Origin of the sequence: Flavobacterium cheniae, from assembly GCF_004363695.1 — a bacterium.
Taxonomy (GTDB): domain Bacteria; phylum Bacteroidota; class Bacteroidia; order Flavobacteriales; family Flavobacteriaceae; genus Flavobacterium; species Flavobacterium cheniae.
Genome location: NZ_SNZC01000001.1, coordinates 980,033 through 996,105, shown reverse-complemented (window position 1 = coordinate 996,105; position 16,073 = coordinate 980,033). Strand labels below are relative to the sequence as shown.

The following is a 16,073-nucleotide window of genomic DNA, read 5'->3' as shown; positions in this document are numbered from 1 at the left end:
CTATGAACACTACTATTGAAAAAGAAATATTCGACATTATTGGTGACAATCATCAAATGACATCTGTGGAAACACCGTTACGACCAGATGCTTTTGTTCGATCTGACGCTCAAAAAATGGAAGTTATTGAACACCATTTTGAAATTATCATGAAAGAGTTAGGTTTGGACTTAACTGATGACAGTTTGCAAGGAACACCGCATCGCGTGGCAAAAATGTTTGTTCAGGAAATATTTTCAGGATTGAATCCTGCAAACAAACCAAAGATTTCGGTTTTTGATAATTCGTATCAATATGATAAAATGTTGGTGGAAGCGAACATCAGTTTCAATTCAACTTGCGAGCATCATTTTTTACCGATTGTTGGGAAAGCGCATATTGGTTATGTTTCTTCTGGAAAAGTAATTGGTTTATCCAAACTGAATCGTATTGTAGATTACTATGCGAAACGTCCACAAGTACAAGAACGTATGATTATGCAAATTTTCAACGAACTAAAAACGGTTTTAGAAACTGATAATGTGATTGTGGTGATGGAAGCTACTCATTTATGTGTTTCGAGTCGCGGTATTAAAGATGAAAGCAGTTTTACGTCAACTTTACAGTATGGTGGTGTTTTCAATCAGAAAGAATTCCGTGACGATTTTTATAAAATGATTCATAAAGAATAATTTGGCATCTATTTTGTATATTCGTAATAGAATTTACAAAATAAGAAATGATAGAAAAAGCAATTAATAATCCAGTTCAACCCGTAAAAAGCGATAAAACATCGAAATTAATTTTGAGTTTGTTGTTTGATGGAATAGGAATGTTGTCTTATATAGTTCCTGTATTTGCAGAAGTGACCGATTTAGTTTGGGCACCCATTTCAGGAATATTATTAATCACAATGTATAGAGGAACTATTGGGAAATTAGCTGGTGTTTTTGGCTTTATAGAAGAGTTGGTTCCGTTTATAGATTTTGTGCCAACATTTACTATAACTTGGTTTTATACTTACGTCATTAAAGGCGGAAAAGGACAGGAATAAAAAAAGGAGCATAAAGCTCCTTTTTTTATTTTTCTTTTTTAGATAATGTTGCGTTATTGATGAATTTATTAATTTGAATTTTTGATTCACCGAATAGTTCTACTTCAGTTTTTCCTGATGCTGATAAAGTGAGGTTGGTTGTTACATTAACATAGCACTTTGCATAACCTTCCATAGTTAAATCTAAAGTAGCTATTACTAGTTTTTTTGCGATAAGTAATGAAGAGTTATCTAATCTTAGTTTAGCATTATTACAATTGCCTTCAATTGTAGCCTGACTTTTTTGATACATGTCTAGTTTTAATTCAGGTGATGTAACTAAAGCTTTTAATTCAGCATTTTTACTTAATTCCAAAGAAGTGTTTTCTGCTTTTACGTTGATTTCTGCTTCTGCTTTATCATTTAAAACTAACGCAAAATAGTTAGCTTTCACATTTAAGAATGCTCTAGAATTATCATAATTTTTAACGGTAATGTTTTCTAATTCTAAATCAGCTAAAGCATGAACAGAGCTTTCATTTTTTGCAGTGATTAATTTTAAATCGGAAGTATAGTTAATTCGTAATGCGAATTTTTTTGCTCCAGTAGCTTCTCTCAAAGACGAAACTCTTAATGTTCCAGCAACGACTTCATAATTGATGATTTCGTGAAGATTATCATCGGCTTCAATTTCTAGAGAAGTTTTATCTGCTTTTACTAAGAAAACTTCAAAATTGTCATTGATTTCAATATTTTCAAATGCAGGAATTTCTTTAACCGAAACGGTTACAATTTTTGAACCTTTAATTTTTTCTTTTTTTTGAGCTACAGCAATTGTAGTGATAAATAAAAGCGCAAATAGAAAAGATATTTTTTTTGTCATTTTTATGATAATTTGATATCACAAACATACACAAAATTTGTTCCAATTTTATTTTTTCAGAAATAGATTAAAAAAATTAACGCTATCTGATAGGGAGAAAAAAATAAAAAGCACCAGTTTAAATACTGATGCTTTCATTGTTTTATATAATGGAATCTATTAAATTTACTACTAGAGTAAAAACAAATTCTACGACTTGAATTATCAACTTAATCATGAGAGTGAAGTTTTTAGTTGTTAATGTAAAATTATAAAATGCTTGAAACAAAGCTGTTAATTAAATACTAATTATTTGTTAATTAGTTAAGGCTCACACTTCCGCCAGAAGTTTCTTCTTTAATCACTTTTTTTGGTTCTTTAACATAATCAATAGAACTTCCGCTAGAGGCTTTTGCATTTAACAATACAATTGGATTTACGGTTGTATTGCTTCCGCTTGTAGATTGAGCTGTGATTTCGTTTGCAGCTAAGTCTTTGGCATCTATTTCACTTCCGCTTGACGATTTAGTATCTAAAGTAAGTGCTTTACCAGATAGTTTAATTTCGCTACCACTTGTTGATTCGCTGCTAACCTTTTCGTATTCTAAATCGGTATTAATTGTACTTCCGCTACTTGATTTTAAAGCTAAATTTGTTCCTTTTAAAGTGTTTTTTGAACGAATAGTTGCACCACTAGAAGATTCTAACCCTTCGATAGTTTTTGTACTTACACGAACAATTGCACTTTCCATTGTATTAATATTCCCTTCAATTTTTACAATTAAAGTTCCATTTTCAACTCTTGTAACAATATGCTCCATCAAGTTATCATCTACTTCCACTTCTACTTCTGTAGTTGCGCCTTGTTCTACAATTACTTCAACACCTGTACTGGCATCAATTTTAGTAAAAGGAGCGTCGATAGTTCTTTTTTCGGTTACCACGTTTCCGCTTCCATCAATACCATCTCCTAAATTTAGATTAGCATTGCACGAGGCAAGACTAAGAGTTAGTAATAGAGCAACTAATTTTAAAGTCGTTTTCATGTTTTAATTTTTTAGTAGTTCTTATTTAGTTTTTATTGTAATGATTTCTTTGGTTTTTGAAGAATCAGTTTCATTTACTTTAACCTCTTTTTTAATCAAAACTCCATTCTCGTCATAATAGATGGTTGCAGAAGAATCTTCATTTTCTATTCCATTGTTTTCTCTATTTTCTTCCGCTAAACAATTTAAACATCTTACTTTATCGGCATCCACTCTATAAACTGGATTTTTTGTATCATATTCGTTTTCATCGAAAAACCCGTAATCACTTCTGTCAAAGTTACTAAAACTTTCATCAGTTTGGAAGATAGTTCCTTTTGGTAAATAAAGATAAATTTCTACTTCCTGACCTCTGAATTTATTTTCAACAGCAGTCAATAAATAATTGTCTAAAATGATGGTGTTGCCTTCAATTTTATATTCATATTTAATTTTTTCAGCTCTCTTTTTTGCTTGAGAAGTTGATTTTCCATTAGCTAATTTCTCAATTAACATATAAGGAGCAGCTGCATCAGTTTCTTTGATTTCAATACTCACATTGTTAGAATAAATAATTTCGTTATCACCTTCATCTTGCGTTATCTTGAAATCGTGATTTCTGTAAATACTTTTCGAATAAAAATCATTGTTTTTGAATTTGATTTTCAACGTATCCGTTGGTGCAATCGTAATCACTTCTTTTTGAACTGATTTTCCATCAAAAGCTAATTGAGAAGCTTCGTTAATTCCCAATGAAATAATAATTCCTACTGCAACAATCCAAACAGCTAATAAGCTATATTTTATATAATTACCTATCGATCTTAGGTTGTTAACCATTAATTTTAATCCTAAAATGAATAAGAAAAATAACGGAATTCCAAATCCTAATAAAAATAGTATTCCTTGTGCCCAAAGTGGTGTTTCTAATCCAATAGGTGTTTGAATGTGATTTAAAATATAGTTCTCTGGCATTGTTGATGAAAATATCATAATAATGCTTGTTATAACAATGCCTAACAATGCTATTGCTGAGAAAAATAAGATAAATGAACCTATTATTTTTGCAAATACTTTAAATATTGTGGTAATAACTTCTTCTATTGATGATCCAATTCTTGAAGCTCCAGATTTTGCACTATTGGTAATCTTTTCATGGTCGATACTACTTATTTTCGAAGTAATATCATCAAAACCTTCCTTTACTTTTTTTTCGATATTAGAGATGGTTATGGGTTGCCCTTTCATTTCTAATTTTTGAGTAGTTGTAATCGCTTCTGGAACTAAAATCCATAATACGATATATACAAATAAACCAGTTCCAAATCCAAAGAATAATATCACCATTAAGATTCTTAACCACAACGAATCAACCCCTAAATAATGACCTAATCCAGCCATTACACCACCAATCATTCCGTTTTCTTTATCTCTATACAATCTTTTTGACGGATAATAGAAATTAGTTGATGAAGAAGAACTAGATTGGTATGATGTTTTTTCGTCATCAATTTTATAATCTTCTGGTTGTCCCATAATCGAAATTACTTCTTCGATTTCGCTTAAACCTACTACTTGTTTGTCGTTTTTTAAACGCTCTTGAAAAAGTTCGGCAATACGACTTTCTATATCTTTCATTATTTCGTCTCTTCCATCAGGCGAAAGTGAACGCTTCACCGCATCAAAATAACGCGATAATTTTTGATAGGCATCTTCGTCGATGTGAAAGAAAAAACCTCCTAAATTTATACTTATTGTTTTGTTCATGACCTTTAGTTTTGACTTGTTATTATGTTTACTGCATCTGCTAATTCTTTCCAGGTGCCATTTAATTCTTGTAAAAATTCTTTGCCTTCATCGGTTAAACCGTAATATTTTCTTGGTGGTCCCGATGTTGATTCTTCCCAACGATAATTTAGTAATCCATCGTTTTTTAGCCTTGTTAGTAGTGGGTAAACGGTGCCTTCCACAACTAGTAATTTAGCATTTTTTAGCGTATCCAATATTTCAGAAGTGTATGCATCTTTTTCTTTTAAGACCGATAAGATACAGAATTCCAAAACACCTTTTCGCATTTGTGCTTTAGTGTTTTCAATGTTCATAATTCCCCTTGTTTTTTTTAATTAGACTGTTCATTTTTTGATTTGTTTTGCTTGCGCAATGATTGATTTGATGATTGAAATTAGATTACCTATTAATTTCTTATACAAAGATAAGTCTAAAATAAGGTATCTTGTTACGCATAGTACTGATATTTAACATAAAATTAACATTTAAAAAAATAGTAGGAATGCATAGTATTTTTTGTATTTTTACAAAATAAATCAATGAATTATGGAGTTTACACCTGCAAAACTGAATCTTTTTACCTTTTTTAAACTGCCTTCTGCTTTTTGGAGTGGAGTTCGCGTTAAGTCAATTTCACCAGAAGTTTGTGAGGTTACCGTAAAACATCGTTGGTTCAACCAGAATCCGTTTAATTCCATGTATTTTGCGGTTCAAGCTATGGCAGCCGAGTTTACAACGGGAGCTTTAGTCATGTATCAGATAAAAGAAAGCAAGAAAAACATCTCAATGTTAGTGGCTCAAAATAAAAGTGTATTCACAAAAAAAGCTACGGGAAGAATTACTTTTACTTGTAATCAAGGAACAGCAATTAAAGAAACCATTCAAAAAGCAGTAGCTACTAATGAAGGACAAACGATTTGGTTAACTTCAATTGGTAAAAACGAAAAAGGAGAACAAGTTTCGGAAATGCAATTTGAATGGACAATTAAAGTAAGAGCTTAGAAGTTTTAATCCCAAACTTTCAACTTCTTGCATTCAACTTAAAACTAATCCTAAACATAAGTTAATTTACTTTCATTCCTTATTTATTGATAGTAAATTTGAGAAAAAGGAAAAAGAAAATGACAGTATTAATAACAGGAGCTACGGGATTAGTTGGACAAGAATTGGTGAATTTGTTGCTACAAAACGGGCACAATGTTCATTATTTGTCCACATCAAAAAGTAAATTAGTTACCAATACTAACTACAAAGGTTTTTATTGGAATCCTAAAAACGCTGAAATTGATACGAAGGCCTTAACAGACGTTGAAGTTATCATACATTTGGCTGGGGCTAATGTGGCAAAAAAATGGACCACAGCTTATAAGGAAGAAATTATTGAAAGCCGTGTACTTTCAACTCAATTGTTATATAAAACACTTCAAAAGAATTCCCATCAAGTAAAACAAATCATTTCGGCTTCAGCTGTTGGAATTTATCCAGATAGTTTAACCGATATCTACCATGAAACCGATTTAGATATTGATGTTTCTTTCCTTGGTAATGTTGTGAAACAATGGGAAAACGAAGTCAGTCAATTTGAAAAATTAGAAATAATCGTTTCTAAAATTAGAATCGGAATTGTACTTGCTAAAAACGGTGGTGCTTTACAAGAAATGGCAAAACCGATTAAATATGGAGTAGGAGCAGCGTTTGGTTCAGGTGAACAATACCAATCTTGGATTCATGTTCAAGATTTAGTAGCCATTTTCCAATTTGTTATGGAAAATAGATTACCTGGTATTTATAATGGAGTGGCGCCTTATCCGGTTACCAATTCTGAATTAACAAAAGCAATTGCAAAAACACTTGGGAAACCTTTGTTTTTACCTAATATTCCAAAATTTGCAATGAAATTGATATTAGGCGAAATGCATCAAATCTTATTTTCGAGTCAACATGTAAGTTGTCGTAAGCTTTTAGATGAAAATTTCCAATTCAAATTCGCATCCTTAGATAAAGCTTTGAATGATTTATTGAAATAAAAAAACCGCCAATTGGCGGTTTTTGTTTTTATTGTTTTGTTGCTTTTAATTTTACAACCAATTCAATTTCATCGTTTACAAACTTATCTTTTAAATCATCAAAGATTGATTTTGAAGCGTAGTTAACATTCCATTGAGTTCTGTTAATTTGGAAAGAATCAGAAGTTAAAGTCATGTTGTTTCCTTCATACGCAACAGTTGCAGGAAATGTTACAGGTTTTGTAACTCCTTTTAAAGTTAAATTTCCGTTTACAGTAGCTTTTCCATTTTCAGAAGTGATAGAAGTAATTTCAAACATTCCTTCTGGAAATTTACCTACGTTAAAGAAATGATCTTCACCTTCTTTATCGCCGGTTCCTTTTAAGTGTGCTTCTAAATCTTCTTTTCCGTCGCCTGCTTTTAAATCGGTAACTACAATAGAATTCATATCGATTACAAATTTCCCGCTTTGAATACTATCATTCATAACGGCAACTTCACCCGATTTTAAATTAATAGTTCCATTGTGTTTTCCAGCTGGTTTAGAACCAATCCATTCAATTACTGATATTTTTGTGTCAACCACATATGTTGTACTTTCGGCAGTTGCAGTTGCTACTTCGCCTGCTTCAACATTTTCTTTTTCTCCTTTACAAGCTACATTCATAGAAATAGTAGCCAAAACAAATAAACTTAAGATGCTTTTTTTCATGTTTTAATTTTTTTTAGTTCTCACAAACTTAATAAATCGAATTTTTAAATTGTCTTAAAAGCTTGCTAAAATTTTAATTCAAATAAATTTGGCTGACAATTTGACATTTTTAAACATTTGGCAATACATTTGCAATTCCATTTACTAAAGTAAAAATGTTTAAAAAAATATTCAAAAATATGAATCAAGAAAGTACTGAAAACATCGAAAAGGACAACATTAATGAAGAAAATGTTTCAGAAACTCAAGGAATTCCAACACCAGATTTGTCGGTAGAAGAACAATTGCAAGAAGAATTAAGTAACGAAAAAGATAAATTTTTACGTCTTTTTGCTGAATTTGAAAATTATAAAAGAAGAACTGCCAAAGAACGCATCGATTTGTTTAAAACAGCAAATCAAGAAGTTTTACAAGCCATGTTGCCAGTTTTAGATGATTTTGACAGAGCATGGGCACAAGTTTCTAAGTCTGATGATGAAGCATTAGTAACTGGTGTGCAATTGATTCATGATAAATTAAGAAGTACTTTAGTTTCAAAAGGTTTGGAAGAAGTAGAAGTGAGAGCAGGTGACGCTTTTAATGCTGATTTTGCAGAAGCTATTACTCAAATTCCAGCACCAAATGATAAATTAAAAGGTAAAATTGTTGACGTAATTGAAAAAGGGTACAAGTTAGGTGACAAAATTATTCGTTTCCCTAAAGTTGTAATCGGACAATAATTTTTACCGTAGAGACAAGTTATGACTTGTCTTTTTCTACATATTATAATACAAGATGTAATGAAAAAAGATTTTTACGAAATATTAGGCATTTCAAAAAATGCTACACCAGAAGAAATTAAGAAAGCATATCGCAAGAAAGCAATCGAATTTCACCCTGATAAAAATCCAGGCAATAAAGAAGCGGAAGAAAAATTCAAAGAAGCTGCTGAAGCTTATGAAGTTTTAAGCGATGCCAACAAAAAAGCTAAATATGATCAATATGGTCACCAAGCTTTTGATGGTGGTGGATTTGGCGGTGGTCAGCACATGAATATGGATGATATTTTCAGCCAGTTTGGTGATATTTTTGGTGGCGCTTTTGGCGGTGGCGGATTTTCTGGTTTTGGCGGTGGCGGAGGTCAACGTAGAGTAAAAGGAAGCAATCTTCGTATAAAAGTGAAATTAACTTTGGAAGAAATTGCTAATGGAGTTGAAAAGAAAGTCAAAGTAAAACGTAAAGTTCAAGCTAAAGGTGTAACTTATAGAACTTGTCCTACTTGTAATGGTTCTGGACAAATAATGAAAATTGCTAACACCATTTTAGGTAGAATGCAAACCGCAGCTACTTGTCATATTTGTAGTGGTTCGGGTCAAATTTTAGACCAAAAACCAGCTGGTGCAGATGCACAAGGAATGTTGTTAGAAGAAGATACCGTTTCAATCAAAATTCCTGCGGGAGTAGTTGACGGAATGCAATTAAAAGTAGCAGGAAAAGGTAACGAAGCACCAGGAACTAACAGTATTCCAGGTGATTTAATTGTTGCTATCGAAGAAGTTGAACACGAATTTTTAAAACGCGAAGGTGAAAACTTACATTACGATTTATATATTAGTTTTGCTGAAGCTGCTCTAGGAGTTTCTAAAGAAATTGATACCGTTTCTGGAAAAGTTCGTATCAAGTTGGAAGATGGAATTCAATCAGGTAAAATACTGAGACTGAAAGGTAAAGGTGTTCCAAGTATAAATGCTTATGGAAACGGTGACTTACTAGTTCATGTAAACGTTTGGACACCAAAAACATTAAACAAAGAACAAAAGCAATTTTTTGAGAAAATGCTTACAGATGAAAACTTTATTCCGAAACCAGAAAAGTCAGATAAATCTTTTTTCGAAAAAGTTAAAGATATGTTTTCATAATTAAATAAATATTAATACATTTGAAACTCACTTTCTTAGGAGAGTGAGTTTTTCTTTTTCATAGCAATTTTTCCCATCCTTTAGCAATAAAGGGTGGGTTTTTTTTGTAACAAATTCCACTTTTTGCTACTAATAAATAAACAAAATCACTCAATTTATGAGCAATATTCTCGAAGTACAAAATGTAGTTAAACAATATGGCAATTATACGGCACTTAATAATGTTTCGCTACAAGTTCCTAAAGGAAGTATCTACGGACTTTTAGGTCCAAATGGTGCCGGAAAAACATCGCTTATTCGTATCATTAATCAAATTACCATGCCAGATAGTGGTGTGGTGCTTTTAGATGGAGAAAAGTTAAAGCCTGAACATGTACAATATATTGGTTATATGCCCGAAGAACGCGGTTTGTACAAAACCATGAAAGTAGGCGAGCAGTGTTTGTATTTGGCTCAACTTAAAGGAATGCCAGAAGCTGAGGCTAAAAAACAATTGAAGTACTGGTTTGAAAAATTAGAAATTCAAGGTTGGTGGGACAAGAAAATTCAGGAACTTTCAAAAGGAATGGCGCAAAAAATTCAGTTTGTGGTTACCGTATTGCATAATCCTAAATTGTTGATTTTAGATGAGCCGTTCTCAGGTTTCGACCCAGTTAATGCGAATTTAATTAAAGACGAAATCATCGAATTAAATAAAAAAGGAACATCTGTAATTTTCTCTACTCACCGAATGGAGTCAGTAGAAGAAATGTGCGATTACATTGCATTAATTCACAAATCGAATAAATTAATCGAAGGAAAGTTAGAAGATGTAAAACGCCAACACCGTACGAATACGTTCCAAGTGGGAATCGTTACTAATAATATTGAAGGTTTAATGTTGCAACTAACACATAAATTCACTTTAAATCAAACCAATTTCAAATCGCTAAACGATGATTTAAAATTAGAAGTGCATTTAGGGCAGTACAATTCAAACGAATTACTTTCAATCCTAACTCAATTTGGTCAAGTGACACATTTTGTTGAGAAAATTCCAAGTGTAAACGATATATTCATTCAAACCGTTAGTCAATAATTATGAGCGTATTATCTTTAATTATCAAAAGAGAATTTATTGCAAAAGTGCGCAATAAATCATTTATCGTAATGACTTTTTTAGGTCCGTTATTGATTGTGGGAATGACCTTTTTTATTGCTTATTTATCCAGTGTAAATAAAGGCGAAGTAAAAACAATTGGAGTTCACGATAGAGCCAGTGTGTTTGTTAACGATTTTAAAGATTCAGAAGATATTAAATATGTGAATCTTTCTAATTTGTCATATGATAAGGCAAAAGATTCTTCAAGTAATGCATTTGAAGGATTAATTTATGTTCCAGAAGTGAAAAATATTGAAGAATTAGCCACTAAAACGACTTATATTTCAGATGATAGTCCAAAAATGGATTTCTTAATGGCTTTGCAAAGAACTATCGATGCCAAGTTAAACAAAGAAAATTTAGAAAAGTTAGGATTAAATGCTGATACTATTGAAAAAGCTAAAATCAAATCGGAAGTTCAGTTTGCAAAATTTTCTGGTGAAGATGGATTAAAATTCTTAAATGAAATTAAAATTGCTATTGGTTTCGCTTTCGGATATTTAATCATGATGTTTATCATTATCTACGGAAACATGGTAATGCGAAGTGTAATTGAAGAAAAAACGAATCGTATTATCGAAATTATCATTTCTTCGGTAAAACCCTTCAAATTAATGATGGGTAAAATCATTGGAACATCATTAGCTGGAATTTTACAATTTTTAATTTGGATTGTACTTGGCGGTGCTATCATGATTGGTGCTTCTTTCTTTATTGGAGGCAATCAAGAAGCGGTGGCTACATCGCAAATTACAGCCGAACAAGCAGAAGTAGCAACAAATTTCATGGATCAAATTCATTTATATATGAACGAAATCCCAGTGGCTTCAATTTTAATTTCATTTGTAGTTTTCTTCATTGGAGGTTACTTTTTATACAGTTCGTTTTATGCCGCTATTGGTGCTGCAGTAGATTCAGAAACCGATTCGCAACAGTTTTTAATGCCAATCATAATGCCATTAATGTTAGCGGTTTATGTTGGGTTTTTAACGGTTATGAATGATCCTCACGGAACAGTAGCAGTTGTCTTCTCTTTAATACCATTAACATCGCCAATTGTAATGCTAATGCGTATTCCTTTTGGAGTGCCATTATGGCAATTAGCACTTTCTGTAGTTTTATTGTACGGAACGTTTATCTTTGTAGTCTGGTTTGCGGCAAAAATCTACCGAGTAGGTATTTTAATGTACGGAAAAAAACCAACTTGGAAAGAATTATATAAATGGTTGAAATATTAAAGCCAACACATAATAATGAGTAAAATCCTTATCATAGAAGACGAAGCAGCTATTCGAAGAGTATTGACTAAAATACTTTCCGAAGAAAATGATTCGTACAAAGTTGAAGAAGCGGAAGACGGTTTGCAAGGAATTGAAAAAGTCAAAAATGAAGATTATGACTTAATTCTATGTGACATCAAAATGCCAAAAATGGACGGTGTTGAGGTGTTAGAAGCCGTAAAAAAAATCAAACCTGAAATTCCAATGGTCATGATTTCTGGTCATGGCGATTTGGAAACAGCAATTAATACCATGCGTTTAGGTGCGTTTGATTACATTTCAAAACCACCCGATTTAAATCGTCTATTAAATACGGTTCGAAATGCATTAGATAAAAAACAATTAGTAGTAGAGAACAAAATCTTGAAAAAGAAAGTCTCTAAAAACTATGAAATGATAGGAAATAGCGAAGCCATCAATCATATTAAAACGATGATTGATAAAGTCGCCCCAACTGATGCCCGAGTTTTAATCACAGGTCCAAACGGAACTGGAAAAGAATTAGTTGCGCATCAATTACATGAAAGAAGCGAGCGTTCATCTGCTCCTATAATAGAAGTAAACTGTGCTGCTATTCCGTCAGAATTGATTGAAAGTGAATTATTTGGTCACGTTAAAGGCGCTTTTACTTCAGCTGTAAAAGACAGAGCTGGAAAATTCGAAGCGGCTGATGGCGGAACTATTTTCTTAGATGAGATTGGCGATATGAGTTTGTCTGCTCAGGCTAAAGTTTTACGTGCGTTACAAGAAAATTTAATTCAAAGAGTAGGAGCAGACAAAGACATTAAAGTAAATGTTCGTGTGGTTGCAGCTACCAATAAAGATTTAAAAAAGGAAATTGAAGAAGGAAGATTCAGAGAAGATTTATATCATCGTTTAGCAGTAATTTTAATCAAAGTTCCGGCTTTAAATGATAGAAGAGATGATATTCCAGAGTTAATAGAGCATTTTGCTTCTAAAATTGCTTCAGAACAAGGAAATGCTGTGAAAAGTTTTTCCAAGTCAGCTATAAAACTATTACAAGAATACGATTGGACCGGAAATATCCGTGAGTTACGAAATGTGGTAGAACGTCTAATTATTTTAGGAGGAAGCGAAATTTCGGAACAAGACGTGCAATTATTTGCGAGTAAATAAATAATGCTTTAAGCATTAGGCAAAGGCATTAAGTTGCTTATGGCTTATCGCTTATGGCTTACAGCTATAAAAAATGCAATTAAAAAAAATAAACCCCAACCTTCAGAAAGCGTTAATTGAAAACGACTTTATTGAAGCGAATGAGTTACAACAAGAAACATTTTCAACCATTAAAAGTGGTGTTGATGCGGTTATTCAATCGCCAAACGGTTCTGGAAAAACCACTACAATTTTATTGAATGTAATTCAAAGAATGGAAAAACCAGTGGGTGAAAGTACACGTGCTCTGGTTTTGGTTCAGGATAAAGAAAAAGTTTTGGAAGCTGTTGAGCAATTCAAAAAACTAAACCATTACACAAATTTACGTGTTTTTGGAGTGCATGAAAAAGGCGATATGGATTACGATAAAAACCAAATTTCATTAGGAATGGACGTCTTAATTGGAACGCCAATTCGTATAAATGAAATGTTTTCATCAGCAGGATTTAATATGAACACCATTAAAATGTTTGTGGTGGATGATGTAGAAGAAATGTTGCGTAAACGCGAAGATTCAATTATACAAAGGCTGTCAATGAGTGCTGAAAAAACACAGCGTTTATTCTTCTGTTCTCAAATTACTGAAAGAGTAGAAATTTTAGCTGATAGAATAATGATTGAGCCACTTTTCTTCGAATCAGAAGAATAAATTATAGATAGTTATGGGAATAATGAAAGTATTTTCGGGAAGTGAAATTCTTGCTGAAGCATTGAAACAAAAAATAGAAGCTGTTGGAGTTGAAGTAGTAAAAAAGGATAACTTACAATCGGCTCGTATGGCTGGATTTGGTTCTTCTGATTTAGCAGTAGAATTATTTGTAGACGAACGTTATTATGGAAAAATCAGTCCAGTTTTAGAGGAATTTAGGATGAGTTTGTAAACTTCCTCAATATATTAAAAAACAAAGCTCCTGAAAATTCAGGAGCTTTTTGGTTTTATTTTACTTGGTCTAAACCTCTTTTTCTTAACAGTGGTTCCACACTTGGTTCTGCACCTTTGAAGCTTTTGTATAATTCCATTGGATCTTCAGTTCCACCTTTTTCTAAAACGTTTTTTCTAAACGATTTTGCATAATCTGAATTGAATAATCCATTAATTTTAAAAACTTCAAAAGCATCGGTATCTAATACGCCTGACCAAATATAACTATAATATCCAGCCGAATAACCTCCAGCAAAAATGTGGTTGAAATACGTACTTCTGTATCTAGGAATAATTGTGCTTGGTAAATTAATTTTGTTCATTGCTTCTTTCTCAAACGTTTCAGCATCAATAGTAATGTTTCCTTTTTGAGTGTGATATTGCATATCTAAAAGTGAAGCCGCTAAATATTCTGTAGTAACAAACCCTTGATCAAATGTTCCAGCCTTTTGCATTTTTTCAATCAACGCATTTGGAATCACTTCGCCTGTTTTATAATGTTTTGCATACATTTTCATTACTTCTGGTTCGGCAGCCCAGTTTTCCATAATTTGCGATGGTAATTCAACAAAATCTCTTGGAACACTTGTTCCTGCTAAACTTTCATAAGTAACATTTGATAATAATCCGTGTAAAGCGTGTCCAAATTCATGGAAAAATGTACTCACTTCATCGAAAGTTAATAAAGCTGGAGCATTTTCTGTTGGTTTTGTGAAATTACATACAATAGAAACTACAGGAGCTACACGTTTTCCGTTTTCCATTTTTTGAGTTCGGTATGAAGTCATCCAAGCGCCACCTCTTTTTGAAGTTCTTGGGTGAAAATCCATGTATAAAATTCCAACGTGACTTCCGTTAGCTTCTGTTACTTCCCAAACGGTAACGTCTTCGTGGTATTTTGGAACATTGTTTAACTGTTTGAATTGTAATCCATATAAATTTTTACAAACGGTAAAAACACCTTCTCTTGTTTTTTCCAAACTGAAATAAGGTTTCATTTCTTGTTCGTCTAAATCAAAACGTTCTTTTCTGATTTTTTCGGTATAATATCTCCAGTCATAAGGTTGAACAGGTTCATTAATACCTTCTTTTTGCATCATTTTTTGAATATCAGCAGCTTCTTTATTTGCCATATTTAAAGCTGGAATCCATAAATCATTCAATAATTTGTTAGCTGTTTCTGGATTTTTAGCCATCGATTTTTCCAAGACATAATCAGCATGAGTAGCATATCCTAAAAGACGTGCTTTTTCGCCTCTTAAATTTGCAATTTTGATTGCTAATGATTTGTTGTCTTTGTCGTTTCCATTGTTAGCTCTCATTTGGTAAGCATTCCAAATTTCCTGACGTAATTTTCTATTTGAACTGTATTGTAAAAATGGCATCACACTTGAATTTGATAAAGTAAATACCCATTTTCCAGCTTTTCCTTTTGCTTTTGCATCAGCAGCTGCGGTTTCAATAAGTTCGTTTGGTAATCCCGATAAATCGGTTTTATCAGAAATTACTAATTCGTACGAATTCGTTTCGGCTAGAATATTTTGTCCGTATTTTAAAGTAGCAACAGCCATTTCAGAGTTGATTTCTCTCAATCGTTTTTTGTTTTCTTCTGAAAGGTTGGCACCGCTTCGTACGAAGTTTTTATACAAATTTTCTAAGATTTTAGCTTGTTCTTTGTTCAATTTGAAATTCTTTTGGTTGTCCCAAACGACTTTTACTCTTTTAAATAAAGCATCATTCAAATATATATTATCATTGTGTGCTGATAATTTTGGAGCTAATTCTTTTGCAATCGCCTGAATTTCTTCGTTGGTATTCGCACTATTTAAATTATAGAACACAGTACTAACTCTTGCTAATAATTTTCCCGAGTTTTCCATAGCTAAAACCGTGTTGTCAAACGTTGGTTTTTCTTTGTTCGAAATAATCGAATTGATTTCAGCTTCTTGTTTTTTGATTCCCTCTAGAATGGCAGGTTTAAAATGTTCATTTTTAATTAAATCAAATGGAGGAACTTGATAAGGCGTGGTATACGTTTCAAAAAACGGATTCATAATAGTTTTGTTTTTATCTTGTGAATGCATGGAAACAGCACCTGTTAATGCTGAAAATAAAAGTAAAGTTTTGATTTTCATTTTAGTGAATTTTAAAACGTAAAAATAGTAGATTTCTATTGGTATGACTAAAACTTAACTATATTTTATGAAATGTGTTTACAGCATTCCAAAATCTGAATTTTAAAGTTATCTTT

At 32.2% G+C, this 16,073-nt stretch carries 17 protein-coding genes; 11 read left to right on the top strand and 6 right to left on the bottom strand.

The genetic code is table 11. The annotated features are described in order from the left end of the window. Nucleotides 1-2: 2 nt before the first annotated feature. Together folE and C8D80_RS04845 are read left to right on the top strand one after the other, a co-directional pair. On the top strand, nucleotides 3-671 hold the full coding sequence (gene folE, locus C8D80_RS04850) for a GTP cyclohydrolase I FolE (protein WP_133607924.1): 669 nt from the start codon (nucleotides 3-5) through the stop codon (nucleotides 669-671). A gap of 47 nt (nucleotides 672-718) precedes the next feature. Continuing rightward, nucleotides 719-1,033: a hypothetical protein gene (locus C8D80_RS04845; protein ID WP_133607922.1), complete on the top strand. Its 315-nt coding sequence runs from the start codon at nucleotides 719-721 to the stop codon at nucleotides 1,031-1,033. 25 nt (nucleotides 1,034-1,058) lie between these two features. Here C8D80_RS04845 and C8D80_RS04840 read toward each other — a convergent pair whose 3' ends face one another. From C8D80_RS04840 to C8D80_RS04825, 4 genes are all read right to left on the bottom strand, one after another. Continuing rightward, nucleotides 1,059-1,895 carry a GIN domain-containing protein gene (locus C8D80_RS04840; protein ID WP_133607919.1) on the bottom strand — a complete coding sequence of 279 codons (837 nt, stop codon included), beginning with the start codon at nucleotides 1,893-1,895 and terminating at the stop codon, nucleotides 1,059-1,061. A 299-nt stretch (nucleotides 1,896-2,194) separates the two neighbouring features. Then, on the bottom strand, nucleotides 2,195-2,920 hold the full coding sequence (locus C8D80_RS04835; RefSeq protein ID WP_133607917.1) for a head GIN domain-containing protein: 726 nt from the start codon (nucleotides 2,918-2,920) through the stop codon (nucleotides 2,195-2,197). Nucleotides 2,921-2,941: 21 nt separating this feature from the next. After that, nucleotides 2,942-4,666, bottom strand: a complete 1,725-nt coding sequence (locus tag C8D80_RS04830; protein WP_133607915.1) for a PspC domain-containing protein — start codon at nucleotides 4,664-4,666, stop codon at nucleotides 2,942-2,944. Between the two features lie 5 nt (nucleotides 4,667-4,671). Beyond that, a complete protein-coding gene (locus C8D80_RS04825; RefSeq protein WP_133607913.1) occupies nucleotides 4,672-5,001 on the bottom strand; it encodes a PadR family transcriptional regulator in 330 nt (109 codons plus the stop codon). A 232-nt stretch (nucleotides 5,002-5,233) separates the two neighbouring features. On the opposite strand from C8D80_RS04825, the gene C8D80_RS04820 reads away from it, so the two are divergent. Together C8D80_RS04820 and C8D80_RS04815 are read left to right on the top strand one after the other, a co-directional pair. Next, entirely contained in the window at nucleotides 5,234-5,689 is a 456-nt protein-coding gene (locus tag C8D80_RS04820) for a DUF4442 domain-containing protein (protein WP_133607911.1), read from the top strand. A gap of 119 nt (nucleotides 5,690-5,808) precedes the next feature. After that, on the top strand, nucleotides 5,809-6,714 hold the full coding sequence (locus C8D80_RS04815; protein ID WP_133607909.1) for a TIGR01777 family oxidoreductase: 906 nt from the start codon (nucleotides 5,809-5,811) through the stop codon (nucleotides 6,712-6,714). 28 nt (nucleotides 6,715-6,742) lie between these two features. On the opposite strand, the gene C8D80_RS04810 is transcribed toward C8D80_RS04815, so the two are convergent. Further along, nucleotides 6,743-7,405, bottom strand: coding sequence for a YceI family protein (locus tag C8D80_RS04810; RefSeq protein ID WP_133607907.1), 663 nt, complete (start codon nucleotides 7,403-7,405; stop codon nucleotides 6,743-6,745). A gap of 179 nt (nucleotides 7,406-7,584) precedes the next feature. Here C8D80_RS04810 and C8D80_RS04805 point away from each other — a divergent pair, with 179 nt between their 5' ends. From C8D80_RS04805 to C8D80_RS04775, 7 genes are all read left to right on the top strand, one after another. Continuing rightward, on the top strand, nucleotides 7,585-8,124 hold the full coding sequence (locus tag C8D80_RS04805) for a nucleotide exchange factor GrpE (RefSeq protein WP_394364575.1): 540 nt from the start codon (nucleotides 7,585-7,587) through the stop codon (nucleotides 8,122-8,124). Nucleotides 8,125-8,184: 60 nt separating this feature from the next. Then, entirely contained in the window at nucleotides 8,185-9,303 is a 1,119-nt protein-coding gene (gene dnaJ / locus C8D80_RS04800) for a molecular chaperone DnaJ (RefSeq protein WP_133607903.1), read from the top strand. Between the two features lie 157 nt (nucleotides 9,304-9,460). After that, nucleotides 9,461-10,381, top strand: a complete 921-nt coding sequence (locus tag C8D80_RS04795; protein ID WP_133607901.1) for an ABC transporter ATP-binding protein — start codon at nucleotides 9,461-9,463, stop codon at nucleotides 10,379-10,381. Between the two features lie 2 nt (nucleotides 10,382-10,383). After that, complete coding sequence (locus C8D80_RS04790) at nucleotides 10,384-11,682, top strand: ABC transporter permease (RefSeq protein WP_133607899.1); 1,299 nt, start codon at nucleotides 10,384-10,386, stop codon at nucleotides 11,680-11,682. 15 nt (nucleotides 11,683-11,697) lie between these two features. Continuing rightward, nucleotides 11,698-12,861, top strand: a complete 1,164-nt coding sequence (locus C8D80_RS04785; protein ID WP_133607897.1) for a sigma-54-dependent transcriptional regulator — start codon at nucleotides 11,698-11,700, stop codon at nucleotides 12,859-12,861. 73 nt (nucleotides 12,862-12,934) lie between these two features. Then, nucleotides 12,935-13,549: a DEAD/DEAH box helicase gene (locus C8D80_RS04780; protein ID WP_133607895.1), complete on the top strand. Its 615-nt coding sequence runs from the start codon at nucleotides 12,935-12,937 to the stop codon at nucleotides 13,547-13,549. Nucleotides 13,550-13,562: 13 nt separating this feature from the next. Next, on the top strand, nucleotides 13,563-13,781 hold the full coding sequence (locus C8D80_RS04775) for a putative signal transducing protein (protein WP_133607893.1): 219 nt from the start codon (nucleotides 13,563-13,565) through the stop codon (nucleotides 13,779-13,781). A 55-nt stretch (nucleotides 13,782-13,836) separates the two neighbouring features. Here the strand turns inward: C8D80_RS04775 and C8D80_RS04770 are convergent, their stop codons facing one another. Beyond that, nucleotides 13,837-15,957 (bottom strand): M3 family metallopeptidase, encoded by a 2,121-nt coding sequence (locus C8D80_RS04770; RefSeq protein ID WP_199757201.1) that lies wholly within the window; start codon nucleotides 15,955-15,957, stop codon nucleotides 13,837-13,839. Nucleotides 15,958-16,073 lie beyond the last annotated feature (116 nt).